The organism is Cellvibrio sp. ATLC23, from assembly GCF_057196725.1.
The window spans coordinates 72301-91384 of sequence record NZ_JBXUOS010000010.1 but is presented as its reverse complement, the minus strand read 5'-3'; the positions used below and the strand labels follow the sequence as shown (position 1 = coordinate 91384).

Below are 19084 nucleotides of genomic sequence, written 5' to 3'. Positions count from 1 at the left end.
CTAATCCTATGATCATTACCGACACCATCGCCGCCATTGCCACCGCCACTGGCCGCGGTGGTGTCGGCATAGTCCGCGTCTCTGGCGCCAAAGCCAGACTCGTGGCTGAAAGTCTTCTTTCTATTAATCTCCAACCACGCCATGCCCATTATTGCGATTTCAACAATCGCGCTGGCGATGTGCTGGATCAGGGTATCGCCCTGTTCTTTCCCGGCCCCAATTCCTTTACCGGTGAAGATGTTCTTGAACTGCAAGGTCACGGCGGCCCGGTTATTCTCGATTTGCTCCTGCGCGAAATTACCCAGTTGGGAATTCGCCTTGCCCGCCCGGGTGAGTTTTCCGAACGTGCATTTCTCAATGATAAACTCGACCTCACCCAAGCCGAAGCCATTGCCGATTTAATCGATGCCACCAGCGAACAAGCGGCGCGCAATGCCCTGCACTCACTGCAAGGCGCCTTTTCCAAACGCATCCATGAACTGGTGGAAGCACTGATCCATTTGCGTATTTATGTTGAAGCCTCGATTGACTTCCCTGAAGAGGAGATCGATTTTCTCAGCGACGGCAAGGTAGCGCGGGACTTGGATGGCATCACCGGCAAATTGCAGCAAGTATTTAAAGAAGCGCGTCAGGGCGTGTTGATGCGCGACGGTATGCGAGTTGTTATCGCTGGCCGCCCGAATGCGGGAAAATCCAGTCTGCTCAATGCCTTAAGTGGGCGCGAATCCGCCATCGTCACCAGTATTGAAGGCACTACCCGCGATGTATTGCGCGAACATATACATATCGATGGCATGCCACTGCACATTATCGATACCGCCGGATTGCGTGAGAGCCCGGATGAAGTTGAGCAAATCGGCATCCAGCGCGCCTGGCAAGAAATCCAACAAGCAGACCGCGTATTGCTCTTGGTTGATAGTCGCCAAAGCCAACTCACCGATCCCCGGAAAATATGGCCAGAATTTGTTGATAAGCTGGACGATGGCAGCAAAATCACCCTGGTACGCAACAAGATAGATTTAAGTAACGAAGCGGCAGGCTTATTTCAATCAAACTCAGACGGCTTAAATACAGAAAACCTATATATAGGTATTAGTGCCGCAACCGGTGCCGGTATCGACGACTTAAAACAACATCTGAAAACCATCATGGGTTTTAGCGAGAGCGGAGAAAGCGGTTTTACCGCTCGCCGCCGCCATCTGGATGCACTTGAGCGCGCCCAAACCTTTCTCGCTTCAGGTAAAGCCCAGCTGCAAGGTTATGCCGCCGGTGAATTGCTCGCCGAAGACCTCCGTCACGCGCAAAATGCATTGAGTGAGATCACCGGTGAATTTACTCCAGACGATCTGTTAGGCCGTATCTTTAGTAGTTTTTGTATCGGCAAATAATTGGCTTAGCTCGTCGTCGCATTCCACATAAATACCATTTATGTGAGTTTTCGCAAAAAGTTTGCACCATTGTGTGTCTATACTGTTTATAAATTAAACAATATAGACACAGCCAATGAGCATCCCGCCACAAATCAATTCCAGCAAACCTCACCCAGAACCTCTGGTTGCTATTCAATTGTTATCGGCGTGCCGGATTTTGGTTATCAATGGCAAAGGTGGATCAGGCAAAACCACTGTTAGCACCAATCTCGCCGCATGGTTACAAAAACGCGGTGAAACAACCGTATTAGTCGATGCCGATCCACAGGGTTCCGCCAGTTATTGGCTCAGTTCACGCGCGCCCGAGTTACCCAATATTTTTGGCGTGAAAATCGAACTCAATAGCCGGATAACCCGCAGCTTCCAATGGCGCGCCCCAAAATCAACCCGCTGGCTGATTACCGATGCCGCCCCCGGCCTGACAGGCCCGGCATTGGACGATCTCATCCAGAACCACGATCTGATCATAGTGCCGGTGCTGCCTTCCGATATAGATATCCGCGCGAGTGCCCGTTTTATCGGTGAACTCTTACTGACCCGCTCTATGCGTCGCCAACGTCGCCCCATTGCAGTAGTAGCCAACCGGGTAAAACAGCAAACCACTGCTTGGGAACGATTACAAAAATTTCTTCTGAGCCTGAATATTCCTTTTCCCGCCAGGTTGCGCGATACCCAACACTATGTACGCGCTTATGGGGAAGGTCGCGGCATTGCCGATTACCCTCAACAGAGCCATGAACGAGACCGCAACGATTGGGAATTACTCTTATGTTGGTTGGATGCACAAGCTTCTCCTAGCCAATGGTTGGATGATCCTGCAGCTGAAGATGTGGATTCAGATGCTACAAATGCCTCCTAATCTCCAAAATGAGTCAGTGGCAATTTTCCCCTCTTAAATACCCGCAAAACGGCAAACCTTCCATTAAAAGAAACCTTAATACAGACTTATCTCCAATGTTTTCCACACAGTTACACAGGTTATCCACAGTTAAATCGAGTTTTATGTTGTAAATAACTGATTTAACGCGAATTTTTATTATTAACCTATGCTGATGTGCACAACCCTGTGGGTCTTAGTGACAAAAGCTGGGCAGGCTTTTGGGGATAAGTCGGTTTTTACCAGCTCCATGTATAATAACGGCTTTTATAACCAGCTTCCCAGCAGCTTTAGCCCAGCTTGCGCGATGCTTTTTCAGAGCCTTATCATTGAATTAACTTATTGAAAAACAATCACTTTTTTGGCTTATCCACAGAAATATCGCGCTATATATATAACAACATCTTTTAAATACCTAAATAACAATACATATATTCATTACTTAAAATATTTTCCTTTGTTGTAACGCGAATACTTTTTTTGGATAAATCTTTAGTTTTGAGAGAGATGGAATCCGAAATCAATTCTGAGACCCGCCGTGAACCCTTCCATGGGGGCTTATCTTCGACATCCATGTCTCAGACAGTCTCAGAATCAATTTCGAATTCCATTGGCCAAGAAAGTCTTAGGTAATCAGAGAATAAAAAATATACTGATTAATCCCTGTACAAGTTTTGTGCAAATCGTTGACAAGCCCTATAATGTCGCCCCTTTTGTCTCCAGCCTGTTCAAGGTATTTGTATGCAGCCCTGCTGCAAGGTAGTAAGCGATGATTTTCCCGGATCGTTTTGATGTGATTGTGATCGGCGGCGGCCATGCCGGTACTGAGGCCTGTTTGGCTGCGGCGCGTATGGGCTGCAAGACCTTATTGCTCTCCCACAACATTGAAACCCTTGGCCAAATGTCTTGTAACCCCGCAATTGGCGGGATTGGCAAAAGCCATCTGGTAAAAGAAATCGATGCCATGGGCGGTGCTATGGCACTGGCAACCGATAAAAGCGGAATTCAATTTCGCGTGCTGAATGCGCGTAAAGGCCCAGCGGTGCGTGCAACTCGCGCGCAGGCCGACCGAATTCTCTACAAAGCGGCGATTCGTGAAACGCTGGAAAATCAGAAAAATCTGTGGATCTTCCAGCAAGCTGCTGACGACTTGATTGTGGAAAATGATCAAGTGCGCGGTGTGGTCACTCAAATGGGCCTGAAATTTATGGCCAACCAAGTGGTGTTGACTGCCGGTACTTTCCTCGGTGGTCTTATCCACATAGGTATGCAAAATTATTCCGGCGGTCGCGCCGGTGATCCACCGTCGATCGCTTTATCAAAACGTTTGCGTGAATTACCGCTGCGTGTTGATCGCTTAAAAACCGGAACGCCGCCGCGTATTGATGCGCGCACGGTGAATTTTGATGTGCTGGAAAAACAATACGGCGATGATCCGCGTCCAGTGATGTCGGTGATGGGCAATCGCGCTATGCAGCCGCAACAAATTTGTTGTTACATCACCCACACCAATGAAAAAACCCACGATGTGATTCGCCGCAATCTGGATCGTTCACCGATGTACTCGGGTGTGATCGAAGGAATTGGTCCGCGCTACTGTCCGTCGATCGAAGATAAAATTCACCGCTTCGCGGATAAAGATTCACATCAGGTATTTATCGAGCCGGAAGGTTTGACTACCCACGAGCTTTATCCCAACGGAATTTCTACTAGCCTTCCATTTGATGTGCAGTTGGAAATCGTGCGCTCGATGAAAGGGTTTGAAAACGCGCATATCCTGCGTCCTGGTTATGCAATCGAATACGATTATTTTAATCCGCAAGATTTGCAACACAGCTTGGAAACCAAAGTGATTGGCGGCTTATTTTTTGCCGGCCAAATCAACGGCACTACCGGATACGAAGAAGCGGGTGCGCAAGGTATGCTCGCCGGAATCAATGCGGCGCTGCGTGCGCAAGAAAAACCGGTTTGGTGCCCAACTCGCGATCAAGCTTATGTGGGTGTATTAGTTGATGACTTGATTACCCTCGGCACCAAAGAACCCTACCGTATGTTTACTAGCCGCGCGGAATACCGTTTGTTATTGCGCGAAGACAATGCCGATTTGCGTTTAACTGAGCAAGCGCGCGAATTTGGTTTGATTGGTGAGGCGCAGTGGAAAATGTTCTGCGATAAACGCGAACAAATTGCGCTGGAAAAAGAGCGTTTGCGTTCCACCTGGATTCAAGCCGGTTCTACCGAAGCGGAAAAAGTGGAGGCGATTATCCAAACCAAACTGACCCGCGAATACAGTTTGATGGATTTGTTGCGTCGCCCGGAATTATCTTACGGTGATATCGCATCACTCAAAGGTGAACCCATTGCTAATGAAGCGGCTGCTGAACAAGTTGAAATAGAAGCAAAATATTCCGGCTACATAGAGCGGCAACAAGAAGATGTTGATCGTTTGCGTGCGTATGAAAATACGATTATTCCGGATGACTTTGACTACTCGGTAGTGGATGGTTTATCCAACGAGGTCAAACAAAAATTGACCGCTGCGCGGCCACAAACATTGGCGCGCGCTTCACGCATTTCTGGAATTACCCCAGCGGCAATATCCTTGGTGTTGGTTTATTTGAAAAAACGTGGTGTGTTAAAACGTTTGCAGGAAGATGCACCTGAACAGCAGGCATCGTAATTTTGAAAAATCGATGGGTATCGCTTAGGCTCAACTCATCCTACAAAAAACACATACCGAATTTATTGACGAGTGACGAGTGACTGATTTAAACACAGAATTACGCAATCAATTAGTACGCGGCGCCACTGAAATGTCGGTGGTATTAAGCGAGAGCCAAATTGAAAACTTATTGGCCTATGTGCGCGAATTCGAAAAATGGAATAAAGCCTATAATCTTTCTGCGGTGCGCGATATTCGCCAAATGGTGGCGCGTCACCTGCTAGATAGTTTAAGTGTGGTGCCTTGGTTTACCGGCAATAAAAATTTTTCCGCTACGCGGGTAATTGATGTCGGCACCGGTGGTGGTTTACCCGGAATTCCATTAGCGATTATGTTTCCAGAAAAGCAATTTACCCTGCTCGATAGCAACGGTAAAAAAACGCGGTTTTTATTTCACGTTAAAACCTTGCTGGGTTTAACTAACATAAGTGTTGAAAACCGTCGGGTTGAAGAGTTTCAACCTGAGCAAAAATTTGATGCGGTTATCAGCCGGGCATTTGCCAGTTTGCAAGATATGACGGAAGGTTGTGCACACATGTTGGCCGCCGGAGGTATTTTTCTCGCGATGAAAGGCTTGTTTCCGCAAGATGAACTTGCACCTATCGCCGATAAAGTTGCACTGCTTGAAACTGTAAAACTGTTGGTTGCAGAGACAGAGGGCGAGCGCCACCTGTTAGTTTTGCAGCCGAAACAATAAAAATTTTCAACCACTGGGTGGTTATAGGATTTTCACTTGACCAAGATATACGCTATTGCCAATCAAAAAGGTGGCGTTGGTAAAACCACCACCTGTGTGAATTTAGCTGCTTCATTGGTAGCAACCAAAAAGCGTGTCTTGTTGGTGGATCTTGATCCGCAAGGTAATGCCACTATGGGCAGTGGTGTTAACAAAAATGAAATTGAAAATTCAATTTACGATGTGCTTACCGAACGCGAGTCCATTCACGATTGTTTAGTATTATCAGAAAGCGGCAAATACCAGGTACTACCGGCAAACGGCGACTTAACCGCAGCGGAAGTTGAAATGCTGGCGCTGGATAACAAAGAGCGCCGTTTACAAAATGCACTCAACCAAGTGCGCGACCAATTTGATTTTATTCTTATCGATTGCCCACCGTCGCTCAACATGCTCACCTTAAATGCACTGGCCGCCTGCGATGGTGTCATCATTGCAATGCAATGCGAATACTATGCGCTGGAAGGTTTATCGGCACTGGTCGGCACCATTAATCAAATTCAAAAAGTATTAAATCCTAATTTAAAAATCGAAGGTTTGTTGCGCACTATGTATGATCCGCGCAACAGCTTGACCAACGATGTATCGGCGCAGTTGCAACAGCATTTTGGTGATCGTTTGTATCGCACTTGTATTCCGCGTAATGTGCGGTTGGCGGAAGCGCCCAGTTTTGGTATGCCAGTATTAGCGTTTGATCGTCAGTCCAAAGGTGCAATTGCTTATCTTGCACTGGCCGGTGAAATTTTGCGCCGCAATGAAACAAGCAATAAACCCGCTGCTGCTTCAACAGAAACTCTTTAACAAAAAATTTATATAAGGCTGATTCAGATGTCGACAAAACGCAAAGGATTAGGAAAAGGCTTGGATGCACTCTTGAGTGCTGGTCTGGGTGTCACTGCACCTGCGCCCGAAATGCCAATCAATCCTGCGGAAGTGGATAACAAACTCGATTATCGCGATGGCAAGTTGGCGCATTTACCGGTTGAATTAATTCAGCGCGGAAAATATCAACCGCGCCGCGATATGCACACTGAAGCGCTGGAAGAATTAGCCGAATCGATCAAAGCCCAAGGTGTGATGCAGCCAATTGTGGTGCGTCCGATTGGCGAAGGCCGCTATGAAATTATCGCCGGTGAACGCCGCTGGCGCGCCACCCAAATTGCCGGGCTGGATAAAATCCCTGCGGTAATTCGCGATGTGCCCGATGAAGCGGCCATTGCAATGGCGCTGATTGAAAACATCCAGCGCGAAAATCTCAATCCCATCGAAGAAGCCGTTGCACTCAAACGTCTGCAAGATGAGTTTGAGTTGACCCACGCCGAAGTGGCGCAGGCGGTTGGAAAATCGCGCACCACTATCACTAACTTGCTGCGCCTGATTGCGCTGAGTGACGAAGTAAAAACCCTGCTGGAGCATGGCGATCTGGAAATGGGTCATGCGCGGGCACTGCTGACCCTTGATGCGGAAACCCAATGTGCGATTGCGCGGCAAATTGTCGCCAAGGGTTTATCGGTACGTCAAACGGAAGCCTTGGTGCGTTTGCATCAGGAAGGGCGTAACAGCGAAAAAGTAAAACCCGATGTTGTTGTTTCTGCCGATATCCGTCGCTTGCAAGATCAGCTTTCCGACACCTTGGGCGCTGGAGTAGAAATCCAACACGGAGCGAAAGGTAAGGGAAAGTTAGTGATCAGTTATAACTCCCTGGATGAGCTGGATGGCATTCTCGGCCATATCAAATAAATTTAGCCTTTCCTCCCGCTTGATTGGCATCTCTTTGAAAGGTGCCTTTTCCCTACATCTAGTTGTTACTTTCAAATTTAAACACTAATTGCAGTCATTAATAATCTGATGACTAAATTTACAGCAAATTTACTAGTCAGTTTTTGTCTTTAGTGTTAGTGCGATGGTTGCTGCTAAGGGGCTTAATCTCTATAATGCGCCACGTTTGGGCGTTTGGAGCACAAGCTTGTTACCAATGGTAATAAGAATTTCTTTGTGACAGAATGCCGCCGCAAAAAAAGAGAGCGGAATAAAAATGTCGCGTTATCTCAAAGGGCGTGGCTTCGCTCTCCGAACAGTGGCAGCCCAATTGCTGGCAACCTTGGCGCTCAGTGCCTTGGCTCTTGCGGTGAATGATCAGATCGCAATTTCATTGTTTGCAGGTGGAATTATTTGTGTGACAGCTAATTTGTGGCTGGCACTAGTGGCGTTTCGTCCCCCATTGGGCGCGTCTCCCCAAAAAGTACTGGCGGCTTTTTACGTCGGTGAATTGGGAAAGTTTGTTATCACAGCCTTGTTATTTTTGCTCGCGTTTAAGCAGATTGCGTTGATTCAACACGCCACTTACGCCGCAACTATGATTCTGGCCTATGTGTTAGTTCAGGCAATTGCCTGGCTTTATCCGCTGGTCCTCAGCCCCGCTGGGCGTAGCTAGTGTGAACCGATTTCAACTTTGGTCATTTGGAATTTAACAATGTCATCCGCCGAACACGCAGAAGCAATTACTTCTTCAGAATATATCAAGCATCACCTTACTAACCTCACCTATGGCAAATTACCTGATGGTACTTGGGGTTTTGCCCACAATGGTGATGAAGCGGCACAAATGGGTTTTTGGGCTATCAATGTCGATACCATGGGATGGTCGTTAGTGCTGGGTATTGTCTTTTTCCTCTTGTTCCGCAGTGTGGCCAAAAAGGCGACCAGTGATGTACCCACTGGTTTTCAAAATGGTATTGAGGCGGTTGTAGAGTTTGTGGATAACAGCGTAAAAGGCATGTTTCCCTATAAAAGCGCCGTAGTGGGTCCTTTGGCGCTGACCATTTTAGTCTGGGTGTTCTTTATGAATGCGATGGATTTGGTTGCGATTGATTTGTTGCCTAAAACAGCAGAATTGTTTGGTGTTCATGTGTTGGGTGCTGATCCTCATTCTGTATTTTTTAAAGTGGTTCCTTCAACTGATCCCAATATTACTTTAGGCATGGCAGCGACTGTTTTTCTCTTGATTTTGTTCTTTAGTATTCGTGAAAAAGGTATTTTAGGTTTCGCGAAAGAGCTGACCTTGCATCCTTTCAGCAGCAGCAACTTTATTGTGCAAATATTGCTGATTCCGATAAATCTGGTGCTCGAATTATCCAACCTGATCGCCAAACCCATTTCTCTCGGCTTGCGTCTGTTCGGCAACCTCTACGCTGGTGAAGTTATCTTCATTCTGATCGCAATTATGATCGGTGTAAATTTGGTCTTAGGCGTATTTGGTATGTCACTGCAGATTGTTTGGGCTTTGTTCCATATTCTGATTATCGCTCTGCAGGCCTTTATTTTCATGGTATTGACCATTGTGTATATGAGCATGGCGTTCCAAACGGATGAGCAACACTAGTTTTTAATTGTTTTTAGTTTGGTTTTTCATTTTTTATTTTTATCAACTTAAGTAGGAGAAAACACTGTGAATGAAGCAACAGCTTTGATTTATTTGGCGGGTGCATTGGTAATCGGTTTGGGCGCTATCGGCGCTGCTATCGGTGTAGCACTGTTGGGCGGTAAATTTTTGGAAGGCGCTGCACGTCAACCAGAATTGTTGCCAATGTTACGTACCCAGTTCTTCGTAGTTATGGGTCTGGTGGATGCGGTTCCAATGATTGGTGTTGGTATCGGCATGTACATTTTGTTCGCTGTTGTTTAATAACTGCTCGGCAACAACATTAAATCCCTTTAACAAAGGCATTCAACTGTGAACCTTAATGCAACTTTCATCGGTCAGATAGTGGCGTTTGCCATTTTCATTTACCTGACACAACGTTACGTGTGGCCACCCATTGTTGCGGCAATGGCTGAGCGCACCAAGCGTATCGCTGATGGGCTCCAGGCAGCAGATAAAGCCGAAAAAGATCTCGAATTAGCCAAACATAAAGTGGTTGAACAACTTTCTTCTGCGAAGAAGGAAGCAGCTACCATTATCGATCAAGCGAACAAACGCGCTATTGAAATTGTTGAAGAAGCAAAAGAGAAAGCACGTTTAGAAGCTGAGCGAATTAAGGTCTCTGCACAAGCTGAAATCGAACAAGCAACCGCACGCGCTAAAGAAGAATTGCGCAGCAAAGTGGTTGTTCTTGCTCTGGCAGGTGCAGAAAAAATTCTTGAATCTTCTATCGATCAAAATGCTCACAACGAGTTGGTAAACAAACTCGCTGCCGAGCTCTAAGAGAGGTAGTTATGGCTGAACTGACCACCTTGGCTAGACCTTATGCCAAAGCAGCATTTGAATTCGCCTTGGCTGCAAATAAATTGCAGTCATGGTTTGAAGCTCTGGAAGTTTCAGCCGCTGTAGCAGAACAAGATCAGGTGAAAAAAGCCTTGGGCACATCTGGTCTTTCTGCTGCACAGAAAGCTTCCATCTTTGTACAAGTTTGTGGTGAAACGATGGATGAAAATCAACAGAATTTCATCCGCACCCTTGCAAGCAATAAACGTCTGGCGCTTCTTCCGTTTGTGAAAGAGCTGTTCGCTAGAATGAAAGCCCAGCAAGAAAAAACCATCGATGTTGAGGTAACCGCAGCTTTCGAGTTGCCGGTTGACTTGATAAACAAATTGGCTCAAGCACTGAGCGCCAAGTTGGATCGTAAAGTCAGTGTTCAAGGCTCGGTAGATAAGAGCCTGCTAGGTGGTGTTGTTATCCACACTGGTGACATGGTGATTGATGGTTCAGTACGTGGTCGCTTGGCGAAGCTCGCCGAAGCAATGAAATCCTAATCTTAGGGTCGAGGAACAGAGCATGCAGCAACTGAATCCTTCTGAAATCAGCGAAATCATCAAACAGCGTATTGCTGGTCTTGAGTTTTCTACAGAAGCACAAAACGAAGGTACTGTCGTTTCGGTAACTGACGGTATTATTCGTATTCACGGTCTCGCCGATGTTATGTACGGTGAGATGATTGAATTTGAAGGCGGCATTTTCGGGATGGCACTGAACTTGGAGCGCGACTCCGTAGGTGCAGTAATTCTCGGTGATTATCGCGGTGTGGCCGAAGGCCAAAAATGTAAGTGTACTGGCCGTATTCTGGAAGTGCCTGTTGGTCCAGAAGTGTTGGGTCGTGTACTGGATGCCTTGGGTAATCCAATCGATGGTAAAGGTCCACTCAACACCAAAATGACTGATGCGATTGAAAAAATTGCTCCAGGTGTAATTTGGCGTAAATCGGTAGATCAACCAGTGCAAATTGGTTTGAAAGCTATCGATGCAATGGTACCTATTGGCCGCGGCCAGCGCGAGCTGATCATCGGCGACCGTCAAATCGGTAAAACTGCTATTGCTGTTGATGCGATCATCAACCAAAAAGGCTCTGGCATTAAATGTATTTATGTAGCGATCGGCCAAAAAGCGTCTTCTGTTGCGAGCGTTGTGCGCAAGCTGGAAGAACACGGCGCTATGGAGCACACCGTTGTTATTGCAGCGACTGCTTCTGATCCTGCCGCTATGCAATTCCTCGCGGCTTTCACCGGTTGTACTATGGGTGAATATTTCCGTGATCGCGGCCAAGACGCATTGATCATCTATGATGATTTGACTAAACAAGCTTGGGCTTACCGTCAGATTTCATTGTTGTTGCGTCGTCCACCAGGCCGTGAAGCCTATCCTGGCGATGTATTCTATCTCCACTCCCGTTTGCTTGAGCGTGCTTCTCGCGTAAGCGAAGCTTATGTTGAGCAATTCACCAAAGGTGAAGTGAAAGGTAAAACCGGTTCTTTGACCGCGTTACCTATCATTGAAACCCAAGCCGGCGACGTTTCTGCATTCGTTCCAACTAACGTTATTTCGATTACCGATGGACAGATCTTCCTTGAATCGTCCATGTTCAACTCGGGTGTTCGTCCTGCGATGAACGCCGGTATTTCGGTATCGCGTGTAGGTGGTGCGGCACAAACTAAAGTGATTAAAAAGCTTTCTGGTGGTATCCGTACCGCATTGGCGCAATACCGTGAATTGGCTGCGTTTTCGCAGTTTGCTTCCGATTTGGATGAAGCTACCAAATCACAGTTGGAGCACGGTCAACGTGTTACCGAATTGATGAAGCAAAAACAATTTGCTCCATTCAGTGTTGCACAAATGGCACTGGTCTTGTTCGCTGCTAACGAAGGTCATCTGAAAGATATCGCCGTTAACAAGGTACTGGATTTTGAAGCTGCCCTGCTCTCTTTCGCAAAAGCCGAAATTGCTGACACTATGGCTCACATAGATGCAACTGGCGATTGGAATAGCGAATTGGAAGGCAAGTTCAAAGAGCTGATCACCAAGCTGAAGGCAAGCCGCACCTGGTAATTTGGCGGTCATAAAAACCGATGATTTATCGGCTTTTATGACCTCAAGCGTCTTAGGCTGTTAACCTGAGTTCGAGAGTATGGCAAGCACTAAAGAAATTCGGACGCAAATTTCGAGCGTCAAAAGCACGCAGAAAATTACCAGCGCGATGGAAATGGTCGCGGCAAGTAAAATGCGTCGTGCGCAAGAGCGTATGCAATTGGGTAAACCTTATGCCAATCGCATTCGTGAAGTAGTCGGGCATCTGGCCAACTCCAGTCCCGAGTACAAACACCGTTTTATGAAAGAGCGCGAAGTGAAGCGCGTTGGTTATGTTCTGGTATCTAGTGATCGCGGTCTCTGCGGTGGTTTAAACACTAACCTGTTTAAAGCTGCAATTAGAGATATGAAATCCTGGAACGACAAGGGCATTGCCATTGATCTGTGTCTGGTGGGTGCAAAAGCGGCCCAGTTCTTCAAAAGTTTTGGTGGCAATGTAGTTGCTTCCACACGCGATATTGGCGAAGCCCCTGTGGTTGCTGATTTGATCGGCAGTGTGAAAGTTATGCTCGACGCTTTTGAGGACGGCAAGATCGATAAGCTGATGATGGTGAGTAACGACTTTGTGAATACCATGACGCAAACGCCGAAAGTTCGCCAGTTGTTGCCTTTGGTAGCCGAAGATAATTCCAAGTTGAAGCATCACTGGGACTATATCTACGAACCAGATGCTGAGTTCCTGTTGAAAGGTTTGTTGACTCGCTTTATTGAATCGCAAGTCTATCAAGCGGTAGTTGAAAACGCGGCCTGTGAACAAGCAGCGCGGATGATTGCGATGAAAAGCGCAACTGATAACGCCGGCGAATTAATTGATAGTTTGAAACTGATTTACAACAAAGCGCGTCAGTCAGCCATTACGCAAGAGCTGTCGGAAATCGTAGGTGGTGCAGCAGCGGTATCTTAATACCCTGTTCCACGCCAGCGCGCAGCAAGCCAAACTGTTTTTGTGTTTAATCTTTCAGCCCCCTTGGTTTTATAAAAAGGGATCTGAGATTTCTGGAACAAAGAGGAACCGGAAATGAGTAGCGGACGTATCGTTCAGATTATCGGCGCCGTTATCGATGTGGAATTCCCACGCGATGCAGTGCCTAAAGTTTATGATGCTTTGGTAATTACCGACGGCAACCTGACGCTTGAAGTTCAACAGCAATTAGGTGACGGCGTTGTGCGCACTATTGCTCTAGGCTCATCCGAAGGTTTGCGTCGCGGCTTGGTCGTGACCAACACTAACGAACCTATCAAAGTACCCGTAGGTAAAGAAACACTCGGTCGTATCATGGATGTTTTAGGTAATCCAATCGACGAGTGTGGCCCTATCGGCGAACAAGAGCGTATGCAGATTCACCGTGCAGCGCCTAAGTATGAAGAGCTGTCAGCGTCTGACGACTTGCTCGAAACCGGCATCAAAGTAATCGACCTGGTTTGCCCCTTTGCTAAAGGCGGTAAAGTAGGTTTGTTCGGTGGTGCGGGTGTAGGTAAAACCGTAAACATGATGGAACTCATCAACAACATCGCAAAAGAGCACAGCGGTCTGTCTGTATTTGCCGGTGTAGGTGAGCGTACCCGTGAAGGGAACGACTTCTACCACGAAATGAAAGACTCTAACGTTGTCGATAAAGTGGCAATGGTTTACGGTCAAATGAACGAGCCGCCGGGCAACCGTTTGCGCGTAGCTTTGACTGGTTTGACCATGGCGGAGAAATTCCGTGACGAAGGTAAAGACGTACTTTTCTTCGTTGACAACATTTACCGTTACACCTTGGCCGGTACTGAAGTATCAGCTTTGTTGGGTCGTATGCCTTCAGCGGTAGGTTATCAGCCAACCTTGGCGGAAGAGATGGGCGTTCTGCAAGAGCGTATTACCTCTACCAAAATCGGCTCGATCACTTCTGTACAAGCGGTATACGTACCAGCAGATGACTTGACCGACCCATCGCCAGCAACCACTTTTGCGCACTTGGACTCAACTGTAGTACTGAGCCGTGATATTGCTGCAAAAGGTATCTACCCGGCGATTGATCCACTGGATTCAACTTCACGTCAGTTGGACCCAATGATCATCGGTCAGGATCACTATGATGTAGCGCGCGGTGTACAAACCGTATTGCAACGTTACAAAGAGTTGAAAGATATCATTGCGATTCTGGGTATGGATGAATTGTCAGAAGAAGACAAACAAACTGTATCACGTGCACGTAAAATCGAACGCTTCTTGTCACAACCGTTCCACGTAGCAGAAGTATTTACCGGTTCACCGGGTAAATATGTTCCTCTGAAAGAAACCATTCGTGGTTTCAAAGGTTTGTTAGCTGGTGATTACGATCACTTGCCAGAGCAAGCTTTCTACATGGTAGGTTCTATCGACGAAGCAGTCGAAAAAGCTGCCAAACTCAAGTAATCGCCAACCCTCATGATTACATGAGGGTTGTCTGTTGTTCTGTTCGGGAACAACACTATTTCAGTGAAGAGACACAAGTATGGCCATGACTATTCAATGCGATATCGTCAGTGCTGAGCGTGAAATTTTCTCCGGTATTGTGGAAATGGTAATTGCTACGGGTACATTGGGAGACATAGGTATCGCCTATGGTCACGCTCCTTTGTTAACCGGTATCAGTCCAGGCCCCGTACGTCTTATCAAACAAGGCGGTGCTGAAGAAGTATTTTTTGTTTCTGGTGGCTACCTTGAAGTTCAGCCCTATCACGTGACTGTATTGGCAGATACTGCGTTACGTGCAGCTGATATGGATGAAGCTGCTGCATTAGAAGCACAAGAATTGGCACAACATCAGTTGGAAAATCAATCGAGTGAGATCGATTTCCAACGCGCTGCCGCGCAATTGGCAGAAGCTGCTGCACAATTACGCACCTTGCAAGCAATCAAAAGAAAAGCTGGCAAGTAAGTGGAATAACGTAGTATTGATGTAATAAAAAAGGCGATCGTTAGATCGCCTTTTTTATTTTAAAACTGTACGACTAATACCAAAAACACCAGTTGTTACAGATACGATAATAAATAGTTGCTGCACAATCATCGCCAAACTTACAGGGAGCATCGTTGCGGCCCATGGCAAAAGCACTAACACTAAAGGTTGTTAAAATTAACAACAAAGCAACAGTAAACTTGCGTATTAGCTGATTCTTTGCCTGAGAAAAAGTTGAACCAAGAGAATGCAATGTTTTCATGATAGATATTCCTTCATAAAAGTAACGTAATGAAATCTGTAGCTCCTCTAAGAGGAATAATGACTGTAGCGGATCAATCAACAATAAACGGTGATAAATTGCGTTTTGAATGAGTGAGAAATTCACCCTTGTCTTTAATTATTAGGGACATAACATAGACCTGAATTGTTAAAGTATGCGATTACTTTAATTACCTAACAACTTGGCTAATGGATCTAACTATGCTCGATATTCTCGTACTCGCCGCTGGCAAAGGCACCCGCATGCGCTCCGATTTACCCAAAGTCCTGCACCCGATTGGCGGTAAAGCGTTGGTGCAACACGTGGTCGATACCGCACGACAGGTAGGCGGCGAGCAGATTCTGATTATCGTGGGCCACGGTGCGGAAAAAGTTGAAGAGAAAATGGCAGCAGCCGATGTGAAATTTGTGCTGCAAGCGCAACAGCTCGGCACTGGTCACGCAGTGCAACAAGCCCTACCGCAACTGCGCAATGACGCCACCGTATTAATCCTTTACGGCGATGTCCCCCTGACTCGCGCTGAAACATTGCAAAAATTAATCGCCGGGGTGAACGACCAGCAAATGGGTTTACTCACCGTTAACATGCAAGATCCCACTGGTTATGGCCGCATAGTGCGCGATGCTTCCGGTGCTGTGATCGCGATTGTTGAACACAAAGACGCGAGCGATGAGCAGAAAAAAATCAGTGAAATTAATACCGGTATCATGGCGGTTAAAGCAGCGCATTTACAAAAATGGTTGCCGCAATTGAGTAACCAGAATGCGCAGGGTGAATACTATCTCACCGATATTATCGCCATGGCTAAGGCCGATGGCATCGCCATTCATGTTGAACAACCCAATGCAGTGGAAGAAGTGGAAGGCATTAACAATCGCCAGCAGCAGGCCGCACTGGAACGTTTTTATCAACAGCAAAAAGCCAATGAGTTGATGGTAGCGGGCATTACTTTACTCGATCCAACACGCCTTGATATTCGGGGAAATCTAACCGCTGGTCGCGATGTAGTGATTGATATCAATTGTGTGATTGAAGGCGATGTTGTATTGGGCGATGGAGTTGTCATTGAACCTAATTGCGTGATTATTAACAGCAAAATTGGCAACAATACGCACATTAAAGCCTTTAGCCATATTGAAGATTCAGTGCTCGCCGAGCATTGTGATATTGGCCCCTACGCGCGCTTGCGCCCTGGCACCTACCTCGCGGACGAAGTGAAAATCGGCAATTTCGTTGAAACGAAAAAAGCGGTGATCGCCAAAGGCAGTAAAGTAAATCACCTGAGTTATATCGGCGATGCCACCATCGGCAGCAAAGTAAATGTCGGTGCAGGCACCATCACCTGTAACTATGACGGTGTGAACAAATTCAAAACCGAAATTGGTGACAACGCATTTATCGGCTCTAACTCAGCACTGATTGCACCAGTCAAAATTGGCGCTGGCAGTACCGTAGGTGCTGGTTCGATTATCACCAAAGATGTTGAAGAAAGTGAACTGGCGATTGCGCGCAGCAAGCAGCGTAATATTCAGGGCTGGGAACGGCCGGTTAAAAAATAAATTGTTTGATAAAAACGAGGCTGAACGCCTCGTTTTTTATAGAAACTATATTTAAGCAGTATTTAGTTTTTCCTGCGTTAATCTTCTTCTAGTGATTGCGCTTTTTGTGCGTTCGCCAATTGGATTGCAAAGGAGTTTTTTGCTTCCGCGTTGTTGCAGTCCTTGGTGCAAAGATCTTCCGGGTTAATTACTTCTACAAAACGAAAGCCCTCGCCCAGGCTTGAGCGGTTTGACTGTCCGCCATGGCCGCGAAACGCCACTTGAGTATCGCTGGGGCCGTAATTGCTGCCGCGGCGTGAGCGCATCATGCAGCTTTCTGCTACCCAAGCGGAGCCATCGCTAGCGGCACCTAGATAATTATCCCGGTCACAATCTAGTGTCCACTCGCTAACGTTGCCGAGCATATCGTAGAGTCCGAACGCGTTAGGTTTATAGCTGCCGACTATGCTGGTGTATTCCGATCCGTCATCACAGGCCATGGTGTTGGGTTGATATTTTTTATCGCGCACAAACGCGCGCAGGCCGCTTGCATCCCAGATATTGCCGTAGTCGCACAGGGCTTTTTCGTCATCGCCCACACCGTATTTGCTTGTGTTGCCCGCGCGTGCGGCGTATTCCCATTCGGCGTCGGTGGGCAAGCGGTAGTGTTTACCCGTGGTGTTGGAAAGCCATTGCAGATAGGCATTGGCATCGTCCCAACTGACGCACATCACCGGATGGAAATCACCCGGCGCATAGGCGGGCGTTAACCAGTTGCCGGCAAGCATATCGATACCGATCTTGAATGTACCGCCTTTATCGTCCACCCATTTCCAGCAACGGTCTTCGCCAATCACATAACCGGTTTGTTCGACGAATTGCTTGAATTGTTTAACCGTCACCTCGTAGGCTGACATTTTGAATGGCTTGATCGATACCCGATGGACGGGTTGGGTTCTTTTGTCGCTGTCACTGCCCATCATAAATTCGCCGGCCGGAATTGAGATCATGGGTGGCAGCAGCAATTCGCCGGTTTTCCAGGTTTTGCGCGCGGCGAGTGTGCGTTCAATCAGCGCTTGACTATTGGCTCTGTGGGATTTGGCTTGCGCCTGTTGGCGTTGGATGTTACGTGCGAAGTTGTCATCGTGATGGCTTTGCTCGTGGCCGTCGAGTGCCAAGCGGAAACCGGCTTGTAGCGAGCGCGGTGTTTGGTCAGCCAACAACTGGCGATAACCGATTTCCACGCGCTCTTCAGCATCTATCCAAGAGCCGCCGCGCAGTATATGGCGGGTGCAATTGGCACTTACCCGCGCAGAACCGTCAGTTGGCGCATTGGCATAAGTGTCTGTCGCGCAATCGGCCACCCATTCACTGACATTGCCGGTCATGTCCTGCAGACCAAACGCATTGGGTGCGTAGCTGCCGACGTCAGCAAGAAACGTACTGAAATCGTTACAGGCTACACCCGGCTGAGCTAAATCCAGATCGCGTGACATCCGTTGTTGTGGGGTGTCATAGACGTTGGCGTAGTCGCAGAGTGTGGCTGGCGTTTTCCCGTGGATATAGCGGCTATTACCACCTGCGCGCGCGGCGTATTCCCACTGGGCTTCACTGGGCAGGGAATAGTGTTTGCCGGTTTGGGCATTTAGCCAATCGATGTAGGCATTAGCATCCGCCCAGCTAATGCAGGAAGCCGGGCGGGTATTCAGATTATCCGGGTCTGGTTGCCGCGGCGGCCAAAAAGGAAACTCCAGCTTAACGGTGGGATGAATCAGGGAACACATACCTTCTCGTTGATAACCCGTGGCTAACAGAAACTGATTGAGTTCTGCCTCGGTCACCTCGTATCGGGACAGTTGAAAGGGTTCCAGCGTTACTTTATGGATGGGCTGAGCCAGGGGGTTCTTTTTTTTATCCTCTATCAAAAATTCCCCGGCGGGGATGCTGACCATGATCGGTTCGATGACCTTGATAGCAGGGGTGGATGAGTTGGCGGAAGCTTGGGCAATGGCTTGGATTGCCAGACAGCCAAGCAAACCGGCCAGTAGAGAGAAATGAATTATTCGCATTCGATAAGTCCTTAAGTTTATGGGCGAAACTAGCGCGAATGACACTGGACTCTTGGGGGAGCAAAATCCTAGTCAAATTCTAGTTTTTGCCCTTATAAGAAAAATAATAGAAAAATTGCCCGCGCGAACCTTGGCTGGGTTGGTTGA

The 19084-nt window shown here is 47.4% G+C and carries 18 protein-coding genes; 16 read left to right on the top strand and 2 right to left on the bottom strand.

The annotated features are described in order from the left end of the window. The first annotated feature begins 8 nt into the window (after nucleotides 1-8). From mnmE to AC2CG4_RS15460, 15 genes are all read left to right on the top strand, one after another. Entirely contained in the window at nucleotides 9-1388 is a 1380-nt protein-coding gene (gene mnmE, locus AC2CG4_RS15530; protein ID WP_484487136.1) for a tRNA uridine-5-carboxymethylaminomethyl(34) synthesis GTPase MnmE, read from the top strand. 115 nt (nucleotides 1389-1503) lie between these two features. Then, entirely contained in the window at nucleotides 1504-2289 is a 786-nt protein-coding gene (locus AC2CG4_RS15525) for a nucleotide-binding protein (RefSeq protein WP_484487135.1), read from the top strand. Between the two features lie 787 nt (nucleotides 2290-3076). Next, nucleotides 3077-4987, top strand: a complete 1911-nt coding sequence (mnmG, locus tag AC2CG4_RS15520; protein WP_484487134.1) for a tRNA uridine-5-carboxymethylaminomethyl(34) synthesis enzyme MnmG — start codon at nucleotides 3077-3079, stop codon at nucleotides 4985-4987. Between the two features lie 79 nt (nucleotides 4988-5066). Next, the gene (rsmG, locus tag AC2CG4_RS15515; protein WP_062057900.1) at nucleotides 5067-5726 is read left to right on the top strand and encodes a 16S rRNA (guanine(527)-N(7))-methyltransferase RsmG; all 660 of its coding nucleotides are present in this window, start codon (nucleotides 5067-5069) and stop codon (nucleotides 5724-5726) included. A gap of 36 nt (nucleotides 5727-5762) precedes the next feature. Next, nucleotides 5763-6566 (top strand): ParA family protein, encoded by an 804-nt coding sequence (locus AC2CG4_RS15510; RefSeq protein ID WP_484487133.1) that lies wholly within the window; start codon nucleotides 5763-5765, stop codon nucleotides 6564-6566. Nucleotides 6567-6593: 27 nt separating this feature from the next. Continuing rightward, a complete protein-coding gene (locus AC2CG4_RS15505; RefSeq protein ID WP_062057895.1) occupies nucleotides 6594-7505 on the top strand; it encodes a ParB/RepB/Spo0J family partition protein in 912 nt (303 codons plus the stop codon). Between the two features lie 295 nt (nucleotides 7506-7800). Further along, nucleotides 7801-8199 (top strand): ATP synthase subunit I, encoded by a 399-nt coding sequence (locus AC2CG4_RS15500; protein ID WP_484487132.1) that lies wholly within the window; start codon nucleotides 7801-7803, stop codon nucleotides 8197-8199. A 39-nt stretch (nucleotides 8200-8238) separates the two neighbouring features. Continuing rightward, a complete protein-coding gene (atpB, locus tag AC2CG4_RS15495; RefSeq protein WP_484487131.1) occupies nucleotides 8239-9147 on the top strand; it encodes a F0F1 ATP synthase subunit A in 909 nt (302 codons plus the stop codon). A 66-nt stretch (nucleotides 9148-9213) separates the two neighbouring features. Beyond that, entirely contained in the window at nucleotides 9214-9450 is a 237-nt protein-coding gene (gene atpE / locus AC2CG4_RS15490) for a F0F1 ATP synthase subunit C (protein WP_323813509.1), read from the top strand. A 48-nt stretch (nucleotides 9451-9498) separates the two neighbouring features. Then, nucleotides 9499-9969 (top strand): F0F1 ATP synthase subunit B, encoded by a 471-nt coding sequence (locus tag AC2CG4_RS15485; protein ID WP_484487130.1) that lies wholly within the window; start codon nucleotides 9499-9501, stop codon nucleotides 9967-9969. Nucleotides 9970-9980: 11 nt separating this feature from the next. Next, the gene (locus tag AC2CG4_RS15480) at nucleotides 9981-10517 is read left to right on the top strand and encodes a F0F1 ATP synthase subunit delta (protein WP_484487129.1); all 537 of its coding nucleotides are present in this window, start codon (nucleotides 9981-9983) and stop codon (nucleotides 10515-10517) included. Between the two features lie 22 nt (nucleotides 10518-10539). Beyond that, nucleotides 10540-12084, top strand: coding sequence for a F0F1 ATP synthase subunit alpha (gene atpA, locus AC2CG4_RS15475; RefSeq protein WP_484487128.1), 1545 nt, complete (start codon nucleotides 10540-10542; stop codon nucleotides 12082-12084). A 79-nt stretch (nucleotides 12085-12163) separates the two neighbouring features. Next, on the top strand, nucleotides 12164-13027 hold the full coding sequence (atpG, locus tag AC2CG4_RS15470; RefSeq protein WP_484487127.1) for a F0F1 ATP synthase subunit gamma: 864 nt from the start codon (nucleotides 12164-12166) through the stop codon (nucleotides 13025-13027). A 114-nt stretch (nucleotides 13028-13141) separates the two neighbouring features. Beyond that, nucleotides 13142-14521: a F0F1 ATP synthase subunit beta gene (gene atpD / locus AC2CG4_RS15465; protein WP_484487126.1), complete on the top strand. Its 1380-nt coding sequence runs from the start codon at nucleotides 13142-13144 to the stop codon at nucleotides 14519-14521. A 79-nt stretch (nucleotides 14522-14600) separates the two neighbouring features. Further along, nucleotides 14601-15026: a F0F1 ATP synthase subunit epsilon gene (locus tag AC2CG4_RS15460; RefSeq protein ID WP_484487125.1), complete on the top strand. Its 426-nt coding sequence runs from the start codon at nucleotides 14601-14603 to the stop codon at nucleotides 15024-15026. Between the two features lie 73 nt (nucleotides 15027-15099). Here the strand turns inward: AC2CG4_RS15460 and AC2CG4_RS15455 are convergent, their stop codons facing one another. Beyond that, on the bottom strand, nucleotides 15100-15309 hold the full coding sequence (locus AC2CG4_RS15455) for a hypothetical protein (protein WP_484487124.1): 210 nt from the start codon (nucleotides 15307-15309) through the stop codon (nucleotides 15100-15102). A gap of 221 nt (nucleotides 15310-15530) precedes the next feature. Here AC2CG4_RS15455 and glmU point away from each other — a divergent pair, with 221 nt between their 5' ends. Then, nucleotides 15531-16889 (top strand): bifunctional UDP-N-acetylglucosamine diphosphorylase/glucosamine-1-phosphate N-acetyltransferase GlmU, encoded by a 1359-nt coding sequence (gene glmU / locus AC2CG4_RS15450; RefSeq protein ID WP_484487123.1) that lies wholly within the window; start codon nucleotides 15531-15533, stop codon nucleotides 16887-16889. A 77-nt stretch (nucleotides 16890-16966) separates the two neighbouring features. Here glmU and AC2CG4_RS15445 read toward each other — a convergent pair whose 3' ends face one another. Continuing rightward, nucleotides 16967-18937, bottom strand: coding sequence for a formylglycine-generating enzyme family protein (locus tag AC2CG4_RS15445; protein ID WP_484487122.1), 1971 nt, complete (start codon nucleotides 18935-18937; stop codon nucleotides 16967-16969). Between the last annotated feature and the right edge of the window lie 147 nt (nucleotides 18938-19084).